Annotated in this window: 16 protein-coding genes; 6 read left to right on the top strand and 10 right to left on the bottom strand. The window is 76.0% G+C overall.

The window, feature by feature from the left end:
- Nucleotides 1–45 precede the first annotated feature (45 nt).
- Together ACI78R_RS11255 and ACI78R_RS11250 are read right to left on the bottom strand one after the other, a co-directional pair.
- Entirely contained in the window at nt 46–627 is a 582-nt protein-coding gene (locus ACI78R_RS11255) for a CDP-alcohol phosphatidyltransferase family protein (protein ID WP_457040807.1), read from the bottom strand.
- A 5-nt stretch (nt 628–632) separates the two neighbouring features.
- Nucleotides 633–2,045, bottom strand: a complete 1,413-nt coding sequence (locus tag ACI78R_RS11250; protein WP_457040782.1) for a hypothetical protein — start codon at nt 2,043–2,045, stop codon at nt 633–635.
- A 185-nt stretch (nt 2,046–2,230) separates the two neighbouring features.
- On the opposite strand from ACI78R_RS11250, the gene ACI78R_RS11245 reads away from it, so the two are divergent.
- Entirely contained in the window at nt 2,231–3,370 is a 1,140-nt protein-coding gene (locus tag ACI78R_RS11245) for a phosphatase PAP2 family protein (RefSeq protein ID WP_457040781.1), read from the top strand.
- 38 nt (nt 3,371–3,408) lie between these two features.
- Here the strand turns inward: ACI78R_RS11245 and ACI78R_RS11240 are convergent, their stop codons facing one another.
- On the bottom strand, nt 3,409–3,972 hold the full coding sequence (locus tag ACI78R_RS11240) for a GtrA family protein (protein WP_083628493.1): 564 nt from the start codon (nt 3,970–3,972) through the stop codon (nt 3,409–3,411).
- 164 nt (nt 3,973–4,136) lie between these two features.
- Here ACI78R_RS11240 and ACI78R_RS11235 point away from each other — a divergent pair, with 164 nt between their 5' ends.
- The 3 genes from ACI78R_RS11235 (at nt 4,137) to ACI78R_RS11225 (ending at nt 7,107) form a co-directional block, all read left to right on the top strand.
- On the top strand, nt 4,137–5,192 hold the full coding sequence (locus tag ACI78R_RS11235) for a hypothetical protein (RefSeq protein WP_457040780.1): 1,056 nt from the start codon (nt 4,137–4,139) through the stop codon (nt 5,190–5,192).
- Nucleotides 5,193–5,272: 80 nt separating this feature from the next.
- Nucleotides 5,273–6,268, top strand: a complete 996-nt coding sequence (locus ACI78R_RS11230; RefSeq protein ID WP_457040779.1) for an ATP-binding cassette domain-containing protein — start codon at nt 5,273–5,275, stop codon at nt 6,266–6,268.
- On the top strand, nt 6,265–7,107 hold the full coding sequence (locus ACI78R_RS11225; protein ID WP_073419761.1) for an ABC transporter permease: 843 nt from the start codon (nt 6,265–6,267) through the stop codon (nt 7,105–7,107). The genes ACI78R_RS11230 and ACI78R_RS11225 overlap by 4 nt, the downstream gene beginning before the upstream one ends.
- A gap of 8 nt (nt 7,108–7,115) precedes the next feature.
- Here the strand turns inward: ACI78R_RS11225 and ACI78R_RS11220 are convergent, their stop codons facing one another.
- From ACI78R_RS11220 to ACI78R_RS11190, 7 genes are all read right to left on the bottom strand, one after another.
- Entirely contained in the window at nt 7,116–7,388 is a 273-nt protein-coding gene (locus ACI78R_RS11220; protein WP_457040778.1) for a hypothetical protein, read from the bottom strand.
- 26 nt (nt 7,389–7,414) lie between these two features.
- Nucleotides 7,415–8,380, bottom strand: coding sequence for an NADPH:quinone oxidoreductase family protein (locus ACI78R_RS11215; protein ID WP_457040777.1), 966 nt, complete (start codon nt 8,378–8,380; stop codon nt 7,415–7,417).
- Nucleotides 8,381–8,420: 40 nt separating this feature from the next.
- Nucleotides 8,421–9,248: an alpha/beta fold hydrolase gene (locus ACI78R_RS11210; protein ID WP_457040776.1), complete on the bottom strand. Its 828-nt coding sequence runs from the start codon at nt 9,246–9,248 to the stop codon at nt 8,421–8,423.
- Between the two features lie 97 nt (nt 9,249–9,345).
- Entirely contained in the window at nt 9,346–9,660 is a 315-nt protein-coding gene (locus ACI78R_RS11205) for a DUF4387 domain-containing protein (RefSeq protein ID WP_457040775.1), read from the bottom strand.
- Nucleotides 9,657–11,039 (bottom strand): acyclic terpene utilization AtuA family protein, encoded by a 1,383-nt coding sequence (locus ACI78R_RS11200; RefSeq protein ID WP_457040774.1) that lies wholly within the window; start codon nt 11,037–11,039, stop codon nt 9,657–9,659. Before ACI78R_RS11200 ends, ACI78R_RS11205 begins: the two co-directional genes overlap by 4 nt.
- On the bottom strand, nt 11,036–12,019 hold the full coding sequence (locus ACI78R_RS11195) for an NAD(P)-dependent oxidoreductase (protein ID WP_457040773.1): 984 nt from the start codon (nt 12,017–12,019) through the stop codon (nt 11,036–11,038). The genes ACI78R_RS11200 and ACI78R_RS11195 overlap by 4 nt, the downstream gene beginning before the upstream one ends.
- Nucleotides 12,016–13,428 (bottom strand): MFS transporter, encoded by a 1,413-nt coding sequence (locus tag ACI78R_RS11190; RefSeq protein WP_457040772.1) that lies wholly within the window; start codon nt 13,426–13,428, stop codon nt 12,016–12,018. The genes ACI78R_RS11195 and ACI78R_RS11190 overlap by 4 nt, the downstream gene beginning before the upstream one ends.
- A 100-nt stretch (nt 13,429–13,528) precedes the next feature.
- On the opposite strand from ACI78R_RS11190, the gene ACI78R_RS11185 reads away from it, so the two are divergent.
- Both ACI78R_RS11185 and ACI78R_RS11180 read left to right on the top strand, forming a co-directional pair.
- Nucleotides 13,529–14,263, top strand: a complete 735-nt coding sequence (locus ACI78R_RS11185) for a GntR family transcriptional regulator (protein WP_457040771.1) — start codon at nt 13,529–13,531, stop codon at nt 14,261–14,263.
- Nucleotides 14,260–15,357: a tartrate dehydrogenase gene (locus ACI78R_RS11180; RefSeq protein WP_457040770.1), complete on the top strand. Its 1,098-nt coding sequence runs from the start codon at nt 14,260–14,262 to the stop codon at nt 15,355–15,357. Before ACI78R_RS11185 ends, ACI78R_RS11180 begins: the two co-directional genes overlap by 4 nt.
- Nucleotides 15,358–15,362 lie beyond the last annotated feature (5 nt).

Below are 15,362 nucleotides of genomic sequence, written 5' to 3'. Positions count from 1 at the left end.
GCCCGGTGGTGCCGAGCCGCCCTGCCTGCCGCGGCCGGACCCTGCTCACGGGCCGGCGGGCGCCCCGGGAACGGTCGAGGACCCCAGGCCGGGCGCCGGGGACCTGGTGAGCGCCAGCGCCTTGACGCCGTAGTCCAGGCCGGTCAGGACGGTCCACAGCACCGTCGTGGTGACCAGTACCGTCAGCACCACCGTCCAGCCGGGCGCCGCCAGCGCGAGGACGATCACGACCGTCTGCGCCACCGTCTTGAGCTTGCCGCCGCGGCTGGCCGGGATGACCCCGTGGCGCACGACCGCCAGGCGCACGACCGTGACGGCGGCCTCGCGGGCGAGGACCACCACGGTCGCCCACCACGGGAGCAGGTCCCGGGCGGACAGGCAGACCAGCACCGTGGCGACCAGGGCCTTGTCGGCGATGGGGTCGACGAGGGCGCCGAAGTCGGTGCACTGGCCGCGGCGCCGCGCGAGCCAGCCGTCCGCGACGTCGGTGACGGACGCGGCCACGAACAGCGCGAGGGCCGCCCACCGGCCGCCGGGGGTGTCCCCCTCGAGGACGAGGACCGCCCCCAGGAAGGGGACGGCGAGCAGGCGCAGCCCGGTGAGGCCGTTGGGCAGCGTCCACGCCATGCCGGTCACCGCCGGAACGCCATGAGGGTGTAGCCGCAGGAGTCGCCGCGCCCGGTCGCCACGAACGCCAGGCGGTAGGCCGACATGGCCGGGTGGTCGAAGATCGCCTGCTCCGTCGGGTAGTAGCCCACGAACCGCCCGGCGTCCCGGCTGGCGAGCACGAGGACGTCGGGGGCGCGCCCGTGCACCAGGTCCGCCCGTTCGGCGACGGGCAGCCGGCCGGTCTCCTGGATCAGCGGCTCGTTGAGGAAGAAGTCGTCCACCACGTGCCGCCCTCCGGCACGGGCCGGGACCAGACCCGCGTCGGAGATGGCGAACGAGGTGTCCGGCGGGGTGGTGGCCAGCCAGCCGAGGACGGACTCGCGGGCACCGACCCGGCAGTCGGTGTAGCGCTGCTGCCAGTCGTGCACGCTCCGGAGGCCGGCCGGGGGCAGGAGGAGCAGGAGCAGGCCCACGGTGACGGCGGCGACCGCGGCGGGGCGGCCCCCGCCGCGGTGCCGGGCCAGGCGCTCCGCGGCGCGCACCGTCGCGACCGCGGCGAGCAGCGCGACCAGCGGCCACACCGGCTGGAAGAACCGGCTGTAGGCGTTGGCGCTGTCGAGGGTCCCGATCGACCCCAGGGCGTACAGCACGGGCGGCACCGCGAGCAGCCGCGCGCGGCCGGTCAGCAGCACCGCGCCCGCCGTCGCCAGCAGGAGCGGCAGCAGCGCCTGGTCGAGGAACTTCTGCAGGACCGTGAGGGCGTCCCCGGCGCCGGACTTGTAGAGCACCGAGTTGGGGAGCAGGTGCCCGTAGATCCCCAGCCGCGCCGCCTCCAGGACGAGCTGCGAGCCGAGCGGGACGCCGCCGAGCACCGCGATGCGGCGGATCGCCCGCCGGCGGGTCGCGGTCCGGAACACCCCCGGGAGCTCCCCCAGCGCCACCACGGCCGCCGCCACCGCGAGCCCCTCCGGGCGCAGCCACGGCAGCACCGCGAACGCCGCGGCCGCGCGGAGGACCCGGCCGCCGTCCCGGCGGGCGACCTCGAGGGTGCCCGCCGTGACGGCGGCGGCCACGAGGAGCGTCTCCAGGCCGCCCACCGCCCAGAGGGCGAAGGGTGCGCCGCAGGCGGTGAGGACGGTGGCCACCCGGGCGGTGGACTCCCCGACGACCGCCCGGCCGCCGAGGTGGACCAGCACCAGGCACGCCAGACCGCCGGCGACCCCCAGGACACGGGCCGCGGCGGGAGCCGACCAGCCGGCCCACGAGGCGAGCGCCTCCAGGGCGACCAGCAGGGGGTTGCTGAAGCCCTCGACGCGGGGGCCGCCCGGGTTCCAGACGAAGCCCTCGCCGGCCGCCAGGTTCTCCGCGTAGCGCACCGAGATCCAGGCGTCGTCGGTGAGGAACCCCCGGAGGACCCAGCACAGCGCCAGGTGCACGACCGCCGCCAGCCCGAGGACGGCCCACCCGGAACGGGACCCGGACCCGCGGTCCCCCGGCCGGAGGGCCGGACCCTGCAGGGCCGGTAGGGTCAACGTCCCCACGACGCTCCGTTCCGGGTGGCCTGGACGGCGATCGGGGCGACGACGTGTTCTTGCCGACGATCCAGAGAAGATAGCCGCGCATGGTCCCACCCGCCGCTCGTGGAAGTCGCGACCACACCGCCTACGCGATGGCCGTGGCCGTCGCCCTCGTCACCGGTGCCGTGGCGGTCGTCTGCGCCGTGGTGCTCGGCCAGCCGGTGCGCGACCCCGACGGGTTCCTCGGCCCCACCTACGTCCGCCTGCCGCTGATCGCGGCGCTGCTGCTGGGGCTGGACGTGCTGCCGCGGGCCGCGCTGCGCGCGCGGACGTCCCGGGCCCCGGCGCGGGAGGTCGTCGCCGTCGCGCGGGAGCGCTGGCCCTGGCGCCGGCTCCGCCCGGTGCTGGTCGGACTCGCGGCCTTCTACGTCACGTACGTGGCCTACCGGAACCTCAAGCACTACCTTCCGCTCCTGCGGCCCGGTGTGGTCGACGACGAGCTCGAGGCGACGGACCGCGCGCTGACCGGCGGGGCCGCGCCGGCGGAGCTGCTGCACGACCTGCTCGGCACCGACGTCGCCGCGCACGTCCTGTCCTCCGTGTACCTGGCCTTCCTGGTGTTCGTACCCGCCTCGCTCGGGCTCGCCCTCGTGGCGCGGGGTCGCTCTCGTGACGCCAGCTGGTACGTGACCGCGCTGTGCCTCAACTGGGCGCTCGGCACGGCCAGCTACTACGTCCTGCCGTCGCGGGGACCGGTCTACGCGCAGTGGCAGCTGTTCCGTGATCTCGCCGAGACCGGTACCTCGCGGCTGCAGGACAGCCTGCTGCGGTCGCGCCTGCTGGTCCTCGCCGATCCGGAGGGGACCGAGCGCCTCAACAGCATCGCCGCGTTCGCGTCGCTGCACGTGTCGATCGTGTTCACCGCGGCGCTCATCGCCCAGCTCACGCTCCGGTCCGTGGCGGTGCGCGCGGCGCTGTGGGTGTTCTTCGCGCTGACCGTCGTCGCGACGGTGTACTTCGGGTGGCACTACATCGTGGACGACGTCGCCGGACTGGCGATCGGCGCGGCGTCGGTCCTGCTCGCCGCCTGGGGGACGGGCCGCTTCCGTGGCCGGGCGGAGCGGGCCCGGGCGGACGGCACGGAACAGGACGGCGCGGAACAGGACGGCGCGGAGGTGGCCGCGGCCGCCCGGCCCCGGCGCGCGCTCCGGCGCCGCCCGCAGGTCTCCCCCTCCGGCTCCTGAGACGGAGGACGCCGCCCGGCGTCCGGCGCCGACGGGCATCAGGCCGTGCGCTCTTCCGGGAACACGAAGCGCCGGTAGGTCACGAAGCGGAAGAGGCTGCCCAGGACCAGGCCGACGACGTTCGCGGAGACGTTGTCGGCCACCGGGCTCCGCAGGTCGAGGACATAGCGCGAGGCCCACAGGCAGAGCAGGGAGATCACGAGGGCGACCGAGCTGAGCGCCATGTACAGCACGTACTCGCGCGCGAGCCGGCCCCGCGGCCGGTCGCGGTAGGTCCAGAAGCGGTTGCCGACGTAGGCGACGGAGGTCCCGGCGACCAGGGAGAGCGTCTTGGCGACGAGCGGCTGGTCGTCCAGCACGCCGTTGCCGCCCAGGTGCACCAGCAGGTTGTAGCCCCCGATGTCGACGAGCAGGCCGACCGCGCCCACCACCGCGAAGCCGGACGCCTCCCGTCCGAGTGCCCGGCCGCGCCCGTGCGACGGCGGCACGGGCCCGTCGGCAGCGGGCCGGCGGCCGTCCGGAGGACGTCCCTCCTCCCCGCCGGGGGTGGACACGGGACCGGCGGCCCCCTCGTGCGAGACCTCGGCCGGCGTGCCCCTCATCCACCCATCCCCTCCCCGTGGCCGCCCCGTGGCGAGGTGACGGGGACCCGTCGTCCCGGTGTCGGCCGGGCACCAGCATGGCGTCCGGACGGCGAACACGCTGGCCGGGACGGGACCGCCGCGCTCGGATCGCGCTTCCGCCCCTCCCGGCCGAGGATCGGCGCGTGGGGGCTGCGCCGCGCCACGCCCTGGTGGCGACCCGCCCGCGGGCCGATCTCGTCGACCGGCTCGCCGGGCGGCTGGAGCGGGTCTCCCTCGAGGGCGTCCTCGCCGACCCCGGCCGGGCCGCCGAGGCGTGCGCGGTCCCGGCCGCCGCCGCGGGCGGCGGCTTCACCTGGGACGAGGCCGACCGCGACGACCCGGTGTGGTGGCCGCAGGGCATCGCGAGCCTGCCCTCGGGAGGCGTGCTGCTGGTCAGCTGGTACGGGCGGCGGCGCCGGTCCCTCCGCGGGCCGGGGACGCGGATCTCCGTCGTCGACCGCACGGACCCCGACCGCCCCCGGTACCGGCACGTCCTGCTGGTCCGGCCCCGCCGTCGTCTCGGGATCCTGACCGCGGGCGCCGTCCGGGTGCACGCCGGGGGCATCGCGGTCCACCGCGGGCTGCTCTACGTCGCCGACACCGTGTCCGGCGTCCGGGTCTTCCGTCTCGCCGACGTCATGCGCGCGCCCCGGCGGCGGGGCGGCCGGGGACGCCGTGCGTCGCGCGGCCACGAGCACGTCCTCCCCCAGTACGTGGCCTACCGGGTGCCGCTGCGCTCGGCGCTCCGGGGCCTGCGCCACTCGTTCCTCTCCGTCGGGACGGTCGACGGCCGGCCCGAGCTCGTCGTCGGGGAGTACCGCCGCAACGGTCAGGCGGCCCCCCGGCTGGTCCGCTTCCCCCTGGACCCCGTCACCGGGCTGCCGGCCGCCGACTCCCGCGGGACGGTGGCCCCGCGTGCGGTGTACGAGGACCAGCCGAGACGCATGCAGGGGGTGGCCGTCCACGGCTCGACGTGGTTCGTCACGGCCAGCGCGGGCCCGGAGGTCGGCGGGGACCTGTACGTCGGTGCGCCGGGGAGGTGGCGCCGCCACCGCCGGGTGCTGCCGGCCGGGCCGGAGGACCTGGCCTGGTCCGTACCCGGCGAGGAGTTCTGGTGCGTCTCCGAGTGGCCGGGCCGCCGGTGGGTGTTCCCGGTGGCGGCGGACCGCTGGCGGGGACCCGAGCCGGAAAAGCGTTGACCTCACGTCCACTGGAGGTCCCATCCTGACCACGTGACCACGCTCACCGACCCCGTGGCCCCGACCTCCCGGGAAGCGGCGTGACCGCGCCCCCGGCGGTGGAGGCCGTCGACCTGTCCAAGCACTTCGGGGAGCACCGCGCCGTCGACGGCGTGAGCTTCGTCGTCCCCACCGGCACCGTGCTGGGCCTGCTCGGGCCCAACGGCGCCGGCAAGACCACGCTGGTGCGGATGCTGACCACCCTCAGCGTGCCGACCGCCGGCACCGGCCGGGTGGCCGGCTTCGACGTCCGCGAGCAGCCCGACCTGGTGCGCCGCAGCATCGGCCTCACCGGCCAGGCCGCCACCGTGGACGAGATCCTCACCGGCCGGGAGAACCTGCGCCTGATCGGCAGCCTGTACGGCCTGTCCCGCGCCCACGTCCGGCGGGCCGGCGACGAGCTGCTCGAGCGCTTCGACCTCGCCGACGCCGCCGACCGCCCGGTCAAGGGCTACTCGGGCGGCATGCGCCGCCGGCTCGACCTCGCGGTCAGCCTGCTCGCCGTCCCGCCGATCCTCTTCCTCGACGAGCCGACGACCGGGCTGGACCCGCAGAGCCGCTCCGGCCTGTGGGACGTGCTGCGCGACCTCGTCGCCGAGGGCACCACGCTGGTGCTCACCACCCAGTACCTGGAGGAGGCCGACCACCTCGCCGACGAGATCGTCGTCGTCGACCGGGGGCGGGTGATCGCCGCCGGCACGCCCACGCAGCTCAAGGACCGGGCCGGGCGGGCGAGCGTCGTCGTCACCCTGACGCACGCCGCCGACCTCGACGCCGCGGCCGCGCTCATGCGCGACCACTCCCCCGAGGTGCACGTCGAGCCGGGCAGCCGGCGGCTCACCGCCCAGGCCGGCGGGCTGCGCGACATGACCCGGATCGCCGCGGTCTTCGACGACAGCGGCATCGAGCTCGACGACCTGGGCCTGGCCCGGCCCAGCCTCGACGACGTCTTCCTGCACCTCACCGGGCACCGGGCCGAGCCCGGCACCGGGACCGACCCCGAGACCGCTCCCGCGACCGAGGGAGCCGCCCCGTGACCGTCACCCAGACCCCGCCCCGGGCGCCCGTCCGGCCGGAGATCCGCCCGCCGTCGCTGCTGCGGGCGTCGTCGGCGATCGTCTGGCGCAACCTGGTGCACATCCGCCGGATGCCGGAGATGCTGCTCGACGTCACGGTGCAGTCGGTGATGTTCGTGCTGCTGTTCGCCTACGTCTTCGGCGGCGCGATCGCGGTGGCCGGCGCCAGCTACAAGGAGTTCCTGCTCCCCGGGATCATGGTGCAGACGATGGTCTTCGCCTCGGCCGTCGTGGCGATGGGGCTGACCAGCGACCTGCAGAAGGGCATCGTCGACCGGTTCCGCTCGCTGCCGGTGCCCCGCTCGTCGGTGCTGGTCGGGCGCAGCATCTCCAGCCTCATCCACTCGAGCATCGGCGTCGCGGTCATGGCCGTCACCGGGCTGCTCATCGGCTGGCGGGTCCGCAACGGCGTCGTCGACGGCGTCCTGGCGTTCGCGCTGCTGCTGCTGTTCGGCTTCGCGATGATCTGGTTGGGCATCTGGGTCGGCTCGCTCATGCGGACCGTCGAGGCCGTGCAGGGGTTCATGTTCACCGTCATGTTCCCGCTGACGTTCGTGGCCAACACGTTCGCGCCGCCGGAGAGCATGCCCGCCTGGCTGCGGACCATCGCCGAGTGGAACCCGGTCTCGGCGCTCACCCAGGCCTGCCGGGAGCTGTGGGGCAACGGGCTGCCGGCACCGGCCGACGCCGCGTGGCCGCTGCAGCACCCGGTGCTGGTGTCGGTGGGCTGGTCGCTGCTGCTGACGGCGGTGTTCGCGCCGCTCGCCGTCGCCGCGTTCCGCCGCCGCTCGCGGGACTGACCGCTCCCTCAGGCGCCGGGGGTGCCCTCCAGGTCGGTGCGGCGGTGCACCCGCACGGCGCGCACCGGCAGGCCGTGCGCGCCGGGGGTGGCCCACTCGACGGTGACCACCTGCCCGGCCCGCAGCGGCTCACCCTCGACGACGGCCGCGTCGGCCCAGCAGTCGCCGGGCGCGCCGGGCACCTCGAGGACCGCGCCGGCACCGTCGTCCACCCGGACGACGGTGCCGGCCGCGGTCCCGCCGTCGGCGCCGCTGCCGCTGTCGCTCGGGGTGCCGGTCATGCCCCGAGGCTGCCCGACCGCGCGGGTCAGCGCACCCGCAGCAGCACCTTGCCGGTGGCGCGGCGCTCGTCGAGCTCGGTGACGGCGGCCGCGGCGTCGGCCAGGTCGTGCACGGTGCCGAGGACCGGCTGCAGGGCGCCCCGCTCCAGCAGCGGCAGCAGGTCGGCCCACTGCTCCTGCACGAAGGACGGCTCGCCGGACCAGAAGGCGCCCCAGCCGACGCCGACCACCGACACGTTGTTGAGCAGCAGCCGGTTGACCTTCACGGTCGGGATCTCGCCGCCGGTGAAGCCGAGCACCAGCAGCCGGCCCTCGCGGGCGAGGCTGCGCAGCGAGTCGGTGAACCGGTCGCCGCCCACCGGGTCGGCGACGACGTCGACGCCGCGGCCCCCGGTCAGCTCCTTGACCCGCTCGCGGAAGCCCTCGGCGAGGACGACGTCGTCGGCACCCGCGGCGCGGGCCGCCTCGGCCTTGTCCTCGCTGGAGACCACGCCGATCACCCGGGCGCCGTGGGCCTTGGCGAGCTGGATGCCCGCGGTGCCGAGGCCCCCGGCCGCGCCGTGCACGAGCACCGTCTCGCCCTCGCGCAGCTGGGCGCGGCGGCGCAGCGCGAAGTGCATCGTCAGGTAGTTCATCGGCAGCGCGGCGCCCTGCTCGAAGGAGACGGCGTCGGGCAGCGGGAAGACGAAGCCCGGGTCGGCCGCGGCGACCTCGGCGAAGCCGCCGAAGCCGGGGAAGGCGGCCACGCGCTGGCCGGCGGTGAACCCGCTGCCCTCGGGGGCGCTGCGCACCACGCCGGCCACCTCGCTGCCGGGCACGAACGGCGGCTGCGGCTTGAGCTGGTACTCGCCGCGGCTGAGCAGCACCTCGGGGAAGGTCACCCCGGCCACGTGCACGTCGACGACGACCTTCCCCGCGCCGTCGGGCTCGGGGACGTCGACGACGGCGATGGCCGAGGGGCCGTCGAGGGTGGCGATCTGGGCGGCGCGCACGGGTCCTCCTGGACGCTCGGGGACGGTCCGGCCGAGTCTGTCAGTGCAGGTGACCGGGGTCGCACGGCGGTGCCCGGGGCGCCTCAGCGGGGTGCCGTGAACGCCTCGAGCAGGTCGGCCATCGCCCGGGCTCCCAGGTGTGCTGGGCGCCGTCGACCTCGGCGCACTCGGCCCGCGGCAGCGCGGCGGCCAGCGAGGCGGCCGCGGCCGGCATCTCGTCGAGGGCGTCCCGGCCGACGACGAGCAGCACCGGCAGGTCCAGCCCGCCGAACAGCTCGGCGTGCGGCGCGGACATCGCCCACTCCAGCGCCTGCGCGTCGGCCCGCAGGCTCTCGGCGTGCCGGACGAACGGCTCCCACAGCGGGGACTCCCGCAGGCCGGCGAGCACGTCGAGCGGGATGTCGCGCATGTAGTGGTCCACCGCGCCGGGGCGGTCGCCGGCGTCGAGGAGGCGGTACAGCTCCGCCGTCCACTGCGCCACCCCGGGGGTGCGCGGGTCGAGCGGGGCCTCGAAGAGCACCAGCCCGTCGACCGGCAGGCCCTCGGCGGCCGCCCGCAGCGCGATGGCGCAGCCGGAGGAGTGGCCGCACAGCACCGCCCGGCCGCCGGCGGCGTCGACCAGCGCGGCGACCGCGGCGAGCTCGTCGTCGAGGTCGACCCGGCCCGCGCGCCAGGAGTCGCCGCGGCCGACCCGGTCGTGCACCACGGTGGTGCGCCCCCGCCCGGCCAGCAGCTCGGCGGTCGCGGTGGTCTGCGGGTCGACGGCCCGGAACGGCCCGGCGCCCGCGATGAACACGACGGCCGGGCCGCTGCCCCGCCGGTCGAAGCCGATCCGGTCGCCGGCTGACGTGGTCGCGTACTCGGTCATGCCGCCCGCCCTCCCCTGCGTCGTGGTGCAGGGGTGACCACGCGGGGCCGCCCGGCTCATCGGTGCCGGCGCCGCCCGTGCGCGGGCGGCCCCGCGGTCAGGCGCCCGGCACGAGGGAGGCGAGCGGCACGTGGTGCTGGCCGGCGTGCAGGTCCCGGTCGGCCAGGCTGCCCTGCGGCACCGGCCGGGGGAAGGACACCTTGACGACGCGGAGGGCCGGGATGCGGAACACCCGCACGGTGGCCGGGTCGACGTCGTAGAGCCGGGCGACCACCCGCTCGTCGAGGAAGGCCTCGTCGGCGACGAGGGCGTAGCCCTCGGCGTCGCGCAGGAACACCTCCATCGTCACCCAGAACGGGCCGGCGTTCTTGGAGCGGACCTCGAGGGCGAGGTCGCCGAGGGTGGCGCTCACGCGGGGCTCCCGTCGATCACGGTGCGGAACATGCTGGTGGGGTCGTCGACGTCGACGACGTGGTGGAGCACGAACTCGTACGACGGGCCGCGCTCGGTCTCGGCCGGGGAGGTGGGGAAGGCGAAGCTCGGCAGGTGCTGCATCCCGCGGGTGGGCAGGTGCAGCATCAGCGGGTTCGCCACCTTGGCGACGGCGGTCGCGGTGGCCTGGTCGGCGGCCTGCACGAGCAGCATCACCCCGACCTCCCGGGGCGGCGCGGTCGGCCGCTCCAGGTGCCCGAGGACGGCGTCGTGGCCGTAGAGCCGGAGGTCGACGGCGTACTGCGGCGGCTCCAGGCCGAGCGTCTGCTGCACCCGGTCGGTGAGCACCTCGCGCAGGAACGCCGCCCAGTCGTCGATCTCGGCGAGGACCAGCGGGTCGCGGATGCCGGTGAACGACATGGTCGTGTAGCCGGCGACGCGGGCGCCCTCGAGCTTGATGGTCTTCTGCGCGGCGGGCACGAACCGGGAGCCCTCCACGCGGACCCGGCGGTCGTCGAGCGCGGTGTAGGTGGCGTCGGTGACGTCGATCCAGCCGTCGGGCTCGCGCATGGTGAACGGGTCCACCGTCTCGTAGAGCATGTGCGCCGCCACCGACGTCGGCGTGCAGGCGGTGGCCTCGCCGAGCGGCTCGACGGTGAAGCCGGTGGCGTCGACCGTCACGAAGACCTCGCGCTCGCGAGGGTTGGTGGTGCACTGCCCGCCGCACTCGACGATCTTGGCCGCGTGCCAGCTCGGCCCGGCCGGCATGCCGCGCATCAGCGGGACGGCGGCGGCGAGGGCGGTGTCGGTGGCGCGGCCGGCCAGCACGACGTCGGCGCCCGCCTCCAGCGCCGCGACGATCGGCTCGTGCCCCATGACGCCGACGACGTGGGTGCAGCTCTCCAGCGTGTCGGCGTCGAGCTCGCCGAGCGGGGGCAGCGGGGAGATGCGGCCCTCGTTGAGCCGCTCCTTGAGGTCGGCGGCGTCCTGCTCGCTGTAGACGCGGGCGACGATGAGGTCCAGTTCCTCCTCGCGCAGGACGGTCGCGGCGATGCCGGCCACCCAGTCGACGCCGGAGTCGGTGCCGCTGGTGCCGCACGACCCCACGATCAGCGGGATGCGGGCGGTGGCGGCGGCCCGCAGCAGGTACCGCAGGTCGCGGGCCACGGCGGCCGCCGTCGTCTTCGGCGTGCCCGACCCCAGGTAGTGGGGTCCGGAGTCGGTGGAGCCGCCGTCGACGGTGATGGCGTCGGCGCCCATCGCCAGGCCGCGCTCGATCGCCGCGGGGTCGAAGCCGCTGCCGAGCATCCCGGAGGGGACGAGGACCCGGACGGCGTCCGGAGGGGTGGTGCTGGTCATCGGGACGGGGACCTCTCGATCAGGTGGGCGTTGAGGGAGTGCCGTGGCTCGCCGCGGAGGGCGGCCAGCAGCTCGCGAGCGCCCTCCAGGCCGGCGGCGCGGCGCGCCTCGGCGGTCTGGCCGGCGAGGTGCGAGGTGACGGTGATGCCGTCGACGCCGCGCAGCGGGCTGTCGGCGGGCAGCGGCTCGGTGGCGGTCACGTCGAGGGCCGCCCCGGCGAGCCGGCCGGCGCGGACGGCGTCGGCGAGCGCGGCCTCGTCGACGACCGCTCCGCGCGCGGTGTTGACCAGGTGGGCCGTCGGCTTCATCCGGGCGAGCGCGGCGGCGTCGAGCAGGCCCCGGGTGCGGGGCGTGAGCGCGGTGTGCACGGAGACGAGGTCGGAGGTGGCGAGCAGCTCGTCGAGCTCCACGAACCGGACGCCGGGGACGTCGCGCTCCGCGGGCGGGACCCCGGTCGTGCAGACGACGCGCATCCCGAACGCCTGCGCCAGGGGGACGACGGCCCGCGCGGCGGCGCCCAGGCCGACGAGGCCGAGGGTCTTCCCCCGCAGCTCGGTGCCGCCCTCCCGGGGCCAGCCGCCCGCCGCGACCGCGGTGGCCACCGGCACCAGCCGGCGGGTCTGCGCCAGCAGCAGCGCGAGGGTGTACTCGGCCACCGCGCCGGCGTTGACGCCCGGCAGGTTGCTGACCGAGACGCCGGCGGCGGTCGCGGCGTCGACGTCCACGGAGTCGTACCCGACCCCGGTGCGCACGACGGCCCGCAGCCGCGGCGCCCGGGCGAGGACCGCGGCGGTCACCGGCTCGTTGGCGATGAGCGCGCCGGCCGCGCCGTCCAGCGCGGCGACGAGGTCGTCCTCCGTCCGCGCGCCCCGCAGCGGCCGGTGCCGCGTGCTCCAGCCGGCCTCGCGCAGCAGCACGTCGACCTCGTCGCCGGGGACCAGGTGGTCGGTGGTGACCAGCACCGTGCCCGTCGTCGTCACAGGGCGACGACCTCCTCACCCGCCGCCGCGCGCCGCCGGTGCCGGCGCGCGAGCCGCAGCAGCACCGCCAGGGCCAGCGCGGCGAGCACGGCGGTGTGCAGCAGCAGCAGGTCCCAGGTGGTGAGGTCGATGAGCAGCCCGAGCAGCGCGGGGCCGAGGAAGCCGCCGGAGACCCAGGCGACGGTGTAGATGCCGGTGTAGGCGCCGAGCACCCGCGAGGTGGGCGCCAGGTTCCACAGCACGACGACGGCGTTGACGATGAACCCGGCGGCGCCGGCCGCGCCCAGGCACAGCGCGACGACGGTCACCGGCGGCGTGCGGACGAGCAGGCCGAGCACCATCGCCGCGGCGAAGACGGTGACGCCGGCGGCCATGATCCGCAGCCGGCCGACCCGCTCGGCGAACAGCGCCGCGGGGTAGGCGGCGAGGATGAACGCGATGCCGCTGGGCAGCGTCAGCCCGCCGGCGGCGCCGTCGGACAGGCCCAGCGCGGTGACGCCGTAGGGCGTCATCAGCGAGCGCACCCCGGCCCAGGCGCCGCCGAAGGCGAGGACGGCGACCAGCAGCAGGACCCGGCTGCGGTCCGGGGAGCGCACCAGCTCCCCGACGACGGCCCGCAGCGGCAGGCCGACCCCGGCGCCGCCGGAGCTGAGCGTCGCGGCGTCCTCCTCCGCCGCCTGGGCGGCCCGGCCCTGCGCGTCCCGTTCCCGCTGCTCCTGTCCCGGACCGCCGCCGGCCGCGCGCCGGTCCTCGGCGAGCGCGGCCTGGTAGGCCGGGGAGCGGCTGTCGCGGACCCGCCACACCAGCACGCCGGCCGCCACGAGCATGAGCGCCGAGGGGACGGCGAACGCGAGCCTCGGGTGGTCGTCGACGAGCAGCAGGCTGACCAGCGCGGCGACGATCGTCGTCAGCGCGGAGGCGATCTTCACCGCGGCGTTGGCCCGGCTGCGCCGCTCGGGGGCGATGAAGTCCGGCATCAGCGACTCGCTGATCGGCTTGAAGGAGTTCATGACCAGCGCGTAGGCGAAGATCACCACGATCAGCCAGCCCAGCGAGGGCGCGTGCGGGATGAGCAGGAACAGCACCGCGGCCAGCGGCATCATCACCGCCAGGTACGGGATGCGCCGGCCCCACCGGGTGCGGGTGTTGTCCGACCGGTTGCCGATCCAGGGCTGGATGACGATGCCGAGCAGGTTGTCCATGCCCATGAGCAGGCCGATGACCGCCACGCTGGGCACGAGCTCGCGCAGCAGCTCCGGCACCCGGTTGTCGTAGAAGTTCCAGGTCGACTCCTGCGCGAAGACCGCGAGGGCGACGTAGAAGGTGATCCGGCGGGTGCCGGCGCGCTGGGCGACCCGGGGGTCGGCGGCCGGGGCGTCGGCGGTGCGCGCTGCCATGCGATCTGCCATGCGGTCCTCCTCGACTGTGGCTGGGGTCACCGTAGTTGCTATGGCAACTGCGTCAAGGGGTGTCATGTACGGATGCCATGGAGGGCGGTACGGTGACGCCATGACGCTGCCGGGAGGGCCGGGGACGGCCGAGGAGACGGGGACGACGCGCGCCGAGCTCGTGTACCGCGCCGTCCGGGGACGGATCGGCTCCGGGGAGCTGCGGCCCGGGCAGAAGGTCACCGAGCGCGGCCTGGCCGAGGAGCTCGCGGTGAGCCCGACCCCGGTCCGCGAGGCCATCCGGCGGCTCGAGCAGGACGGGCTGATCCAGCGCCTCGGGCCGCGCACCGTCGTCGTCACCGACCTGCACGACCGCGCGATCGACGACCTCGCGGAGGTCGAGGTCGCCCTGCGGGGCCTGGTGGCCCGCTTCGCGGCCCGGCACGCGACGCCCGAGCAGCTCGACCGGCTCGACGCGGTCCTCGACCGGGCCGACGACGCGCTCATCGTGCTGACCACCCGCTACCGCCAGGGCGAGGACGTCGAGCGGCACGTGACGGCGCTGCTGGACCTCATGCAGGAGTTCAACGACACCCTCGAGGCGTGCGCGAACAACCCGGTGCTGGTCCGGCTGCTCGAGCAGTCGCGGGTGTTCTCCCGCCCCGAGCGCCGGGCGCGGCTGCTGGAGCTGATCGCCGCCGATGGCAGCTTCGGCCTCGACCGCTACGGCAGCCACCGCGCGCTGGTCCGCGCGCTGCGGGCCGGGGACGCCGCGGCGGCCGAGCGGATCGACACCGCCGACGCCCAGGGCGGGCTCGACGCGCTGCGGGCGCGCCGGCGGGAGGAGCGGCCGTGAGCGCCTCCCGCATCGCCGTCGTGCCGGGCGACGGGATCGGCACCGAGGTGGTGCCGCAGGGCCTCGCGGTGCTCGACGCCGTGGCCGGCACGCACGGGCTGGACCTCGCCTTCGACGAGTACGGCTTCGCCAGCGCCGCGCACTGGCAGCGGCACGGGACGATGCTCCCGCCGGACTGGGAGCAGACCCTGCGCCCCTACGACGCGATCTTCTTCGGCGCCGTCGGCTGGCCCGACGTCGTCCCCGACCACGTCTCGCTGTGGGGCAGCCTGCTGCAGTTCCGCCGCACCTTCGACCAGTACGTCAACCTGCGGCCCTGCCGGCTGATGCCGGGGGTGCGCAGCCCGCTGGCCGGCCGCGAGCCCGGCGAGGTCGACTTCCTCGTGGTGCGGGAGAACACCGAGGGCGAGTACTCGAGCATCGGCGGGCGGATCTTCGAGGGCACCGAGCGGGAGACGGTGCTGCAGGAGACGGTCATGACCCGCGTCGGCGTCGACCGGGTGCTCCGGTACGCCTTCGAGGTCGCCGAGGGGCGCCCCGCCCGGCACCTGACCTCGGCGACCAAGAGCAACGGCATCTCGATCTCCATGCCGTACTGGGACGAGCGGGTCGAGGCGATGGCGGCGCGGTTCCCCGGCGTCCGCTGGGACAAGCAGCACATCGACGCCCTGGCCGCGGCCTTCGTGCTGCACCCCGACCGGTTCGACGTCGTGGTGGCCAGCAACCTGTTCGGCGACATCCTGTCCGACCTCGGGCCCGCCTGCACCGGCACGATCGGCATCGCGCCCAGCGCGAACCTGAACCCCGACCGCACCTCCCCCAGCCTGTTCGAGCCGGTGCACGGCTCGGCGCCCGACATCGCCGGGCGCGGCGTCGCGAACCCGGTCGGCCAGATCTGGTGCGCCTCGATGATGCTCGACCACCTCGGCGCCCCCGCGGCCGCCGCTGCGGTGCTCACCGCGATCGAGGACGTGCTGGCCGCCGGGCCCGGCGGCGCCCCGCTCACCCCCGACCTGCACGGCCGCGGGACGACGGCGGAGCTCGGCGGCGCGATCGCCGACCGGGTCCGCGAGCTCGGCGCCCCGGGCGCGTGAGCCCG

This window comes from Geodermatophilus sp. SYSU D01106 (assembly GCF_054049995.1).
This window is presented reverse-complemented; position numbering and strand designations above follow the sequence as displayed.

Bases quoted from the DNA above. Each gene is read 5' to 3' on its own strand.
- ACI78R_RS11255 (WP_457040807.1), bottom strand. From the start codon at position 627: ATGGCGTGGACGCTGCCCAACGGCCTCACCGGGCTGCGCCTGCTCGCC.
- ACI78R_RS11245 (WP_457040781.1), top strand. From the start codon at position 2,231: ATGGTCCCACCCGCCGCTCGTGGAAGTCGCGACCACACCGCCTACGCG.
- ACI78R_RS11240 (WP_083628493.1), bottom strand. From the start codon at position 3,972: ATGAGGGGCACGCCGGCCGAGGTCTCGCACGAGGGGGCCGCCGGTCCC.
- ACI78R_RS11220 (WP_457040778.1), bottom strand. From the start codon at position 7,388: ATGACCGGCACCCCGAGCGACAGCGGCAGCGGCGCCGACGGCGGGACC.
- ACI78R_RS11210 (WP_457040776.1), bottom strand. From the start codon at position 9,248: ATGACCGAGTACGCGACCACGTCAGCCGGCGACCGGATCGGCTTCGAC.
- ACI78R_RS11200 (WP_457040774.1), bottom strand. From the start codon at position 11,039: ATGACCAGCACCACCCCTCCGGACGCCGTCCGGGTCCTCGTCCCCTCC.
- ACI78R_RS11190 (WP_457040772.1), bottom strand. From the start codon at position 13,428: ATGGCAGATCGCATGGCAGCGCGCACCGCCGACGCCCCGGCCGCCGAC.
- ACI78R_RS11185 (WP_457040771.1), top strand. From the start codon at position 13,529: ATGACGCTGCCGGGAGGGCCGGGGACGGCCGAGGAGACGGGGACGACG.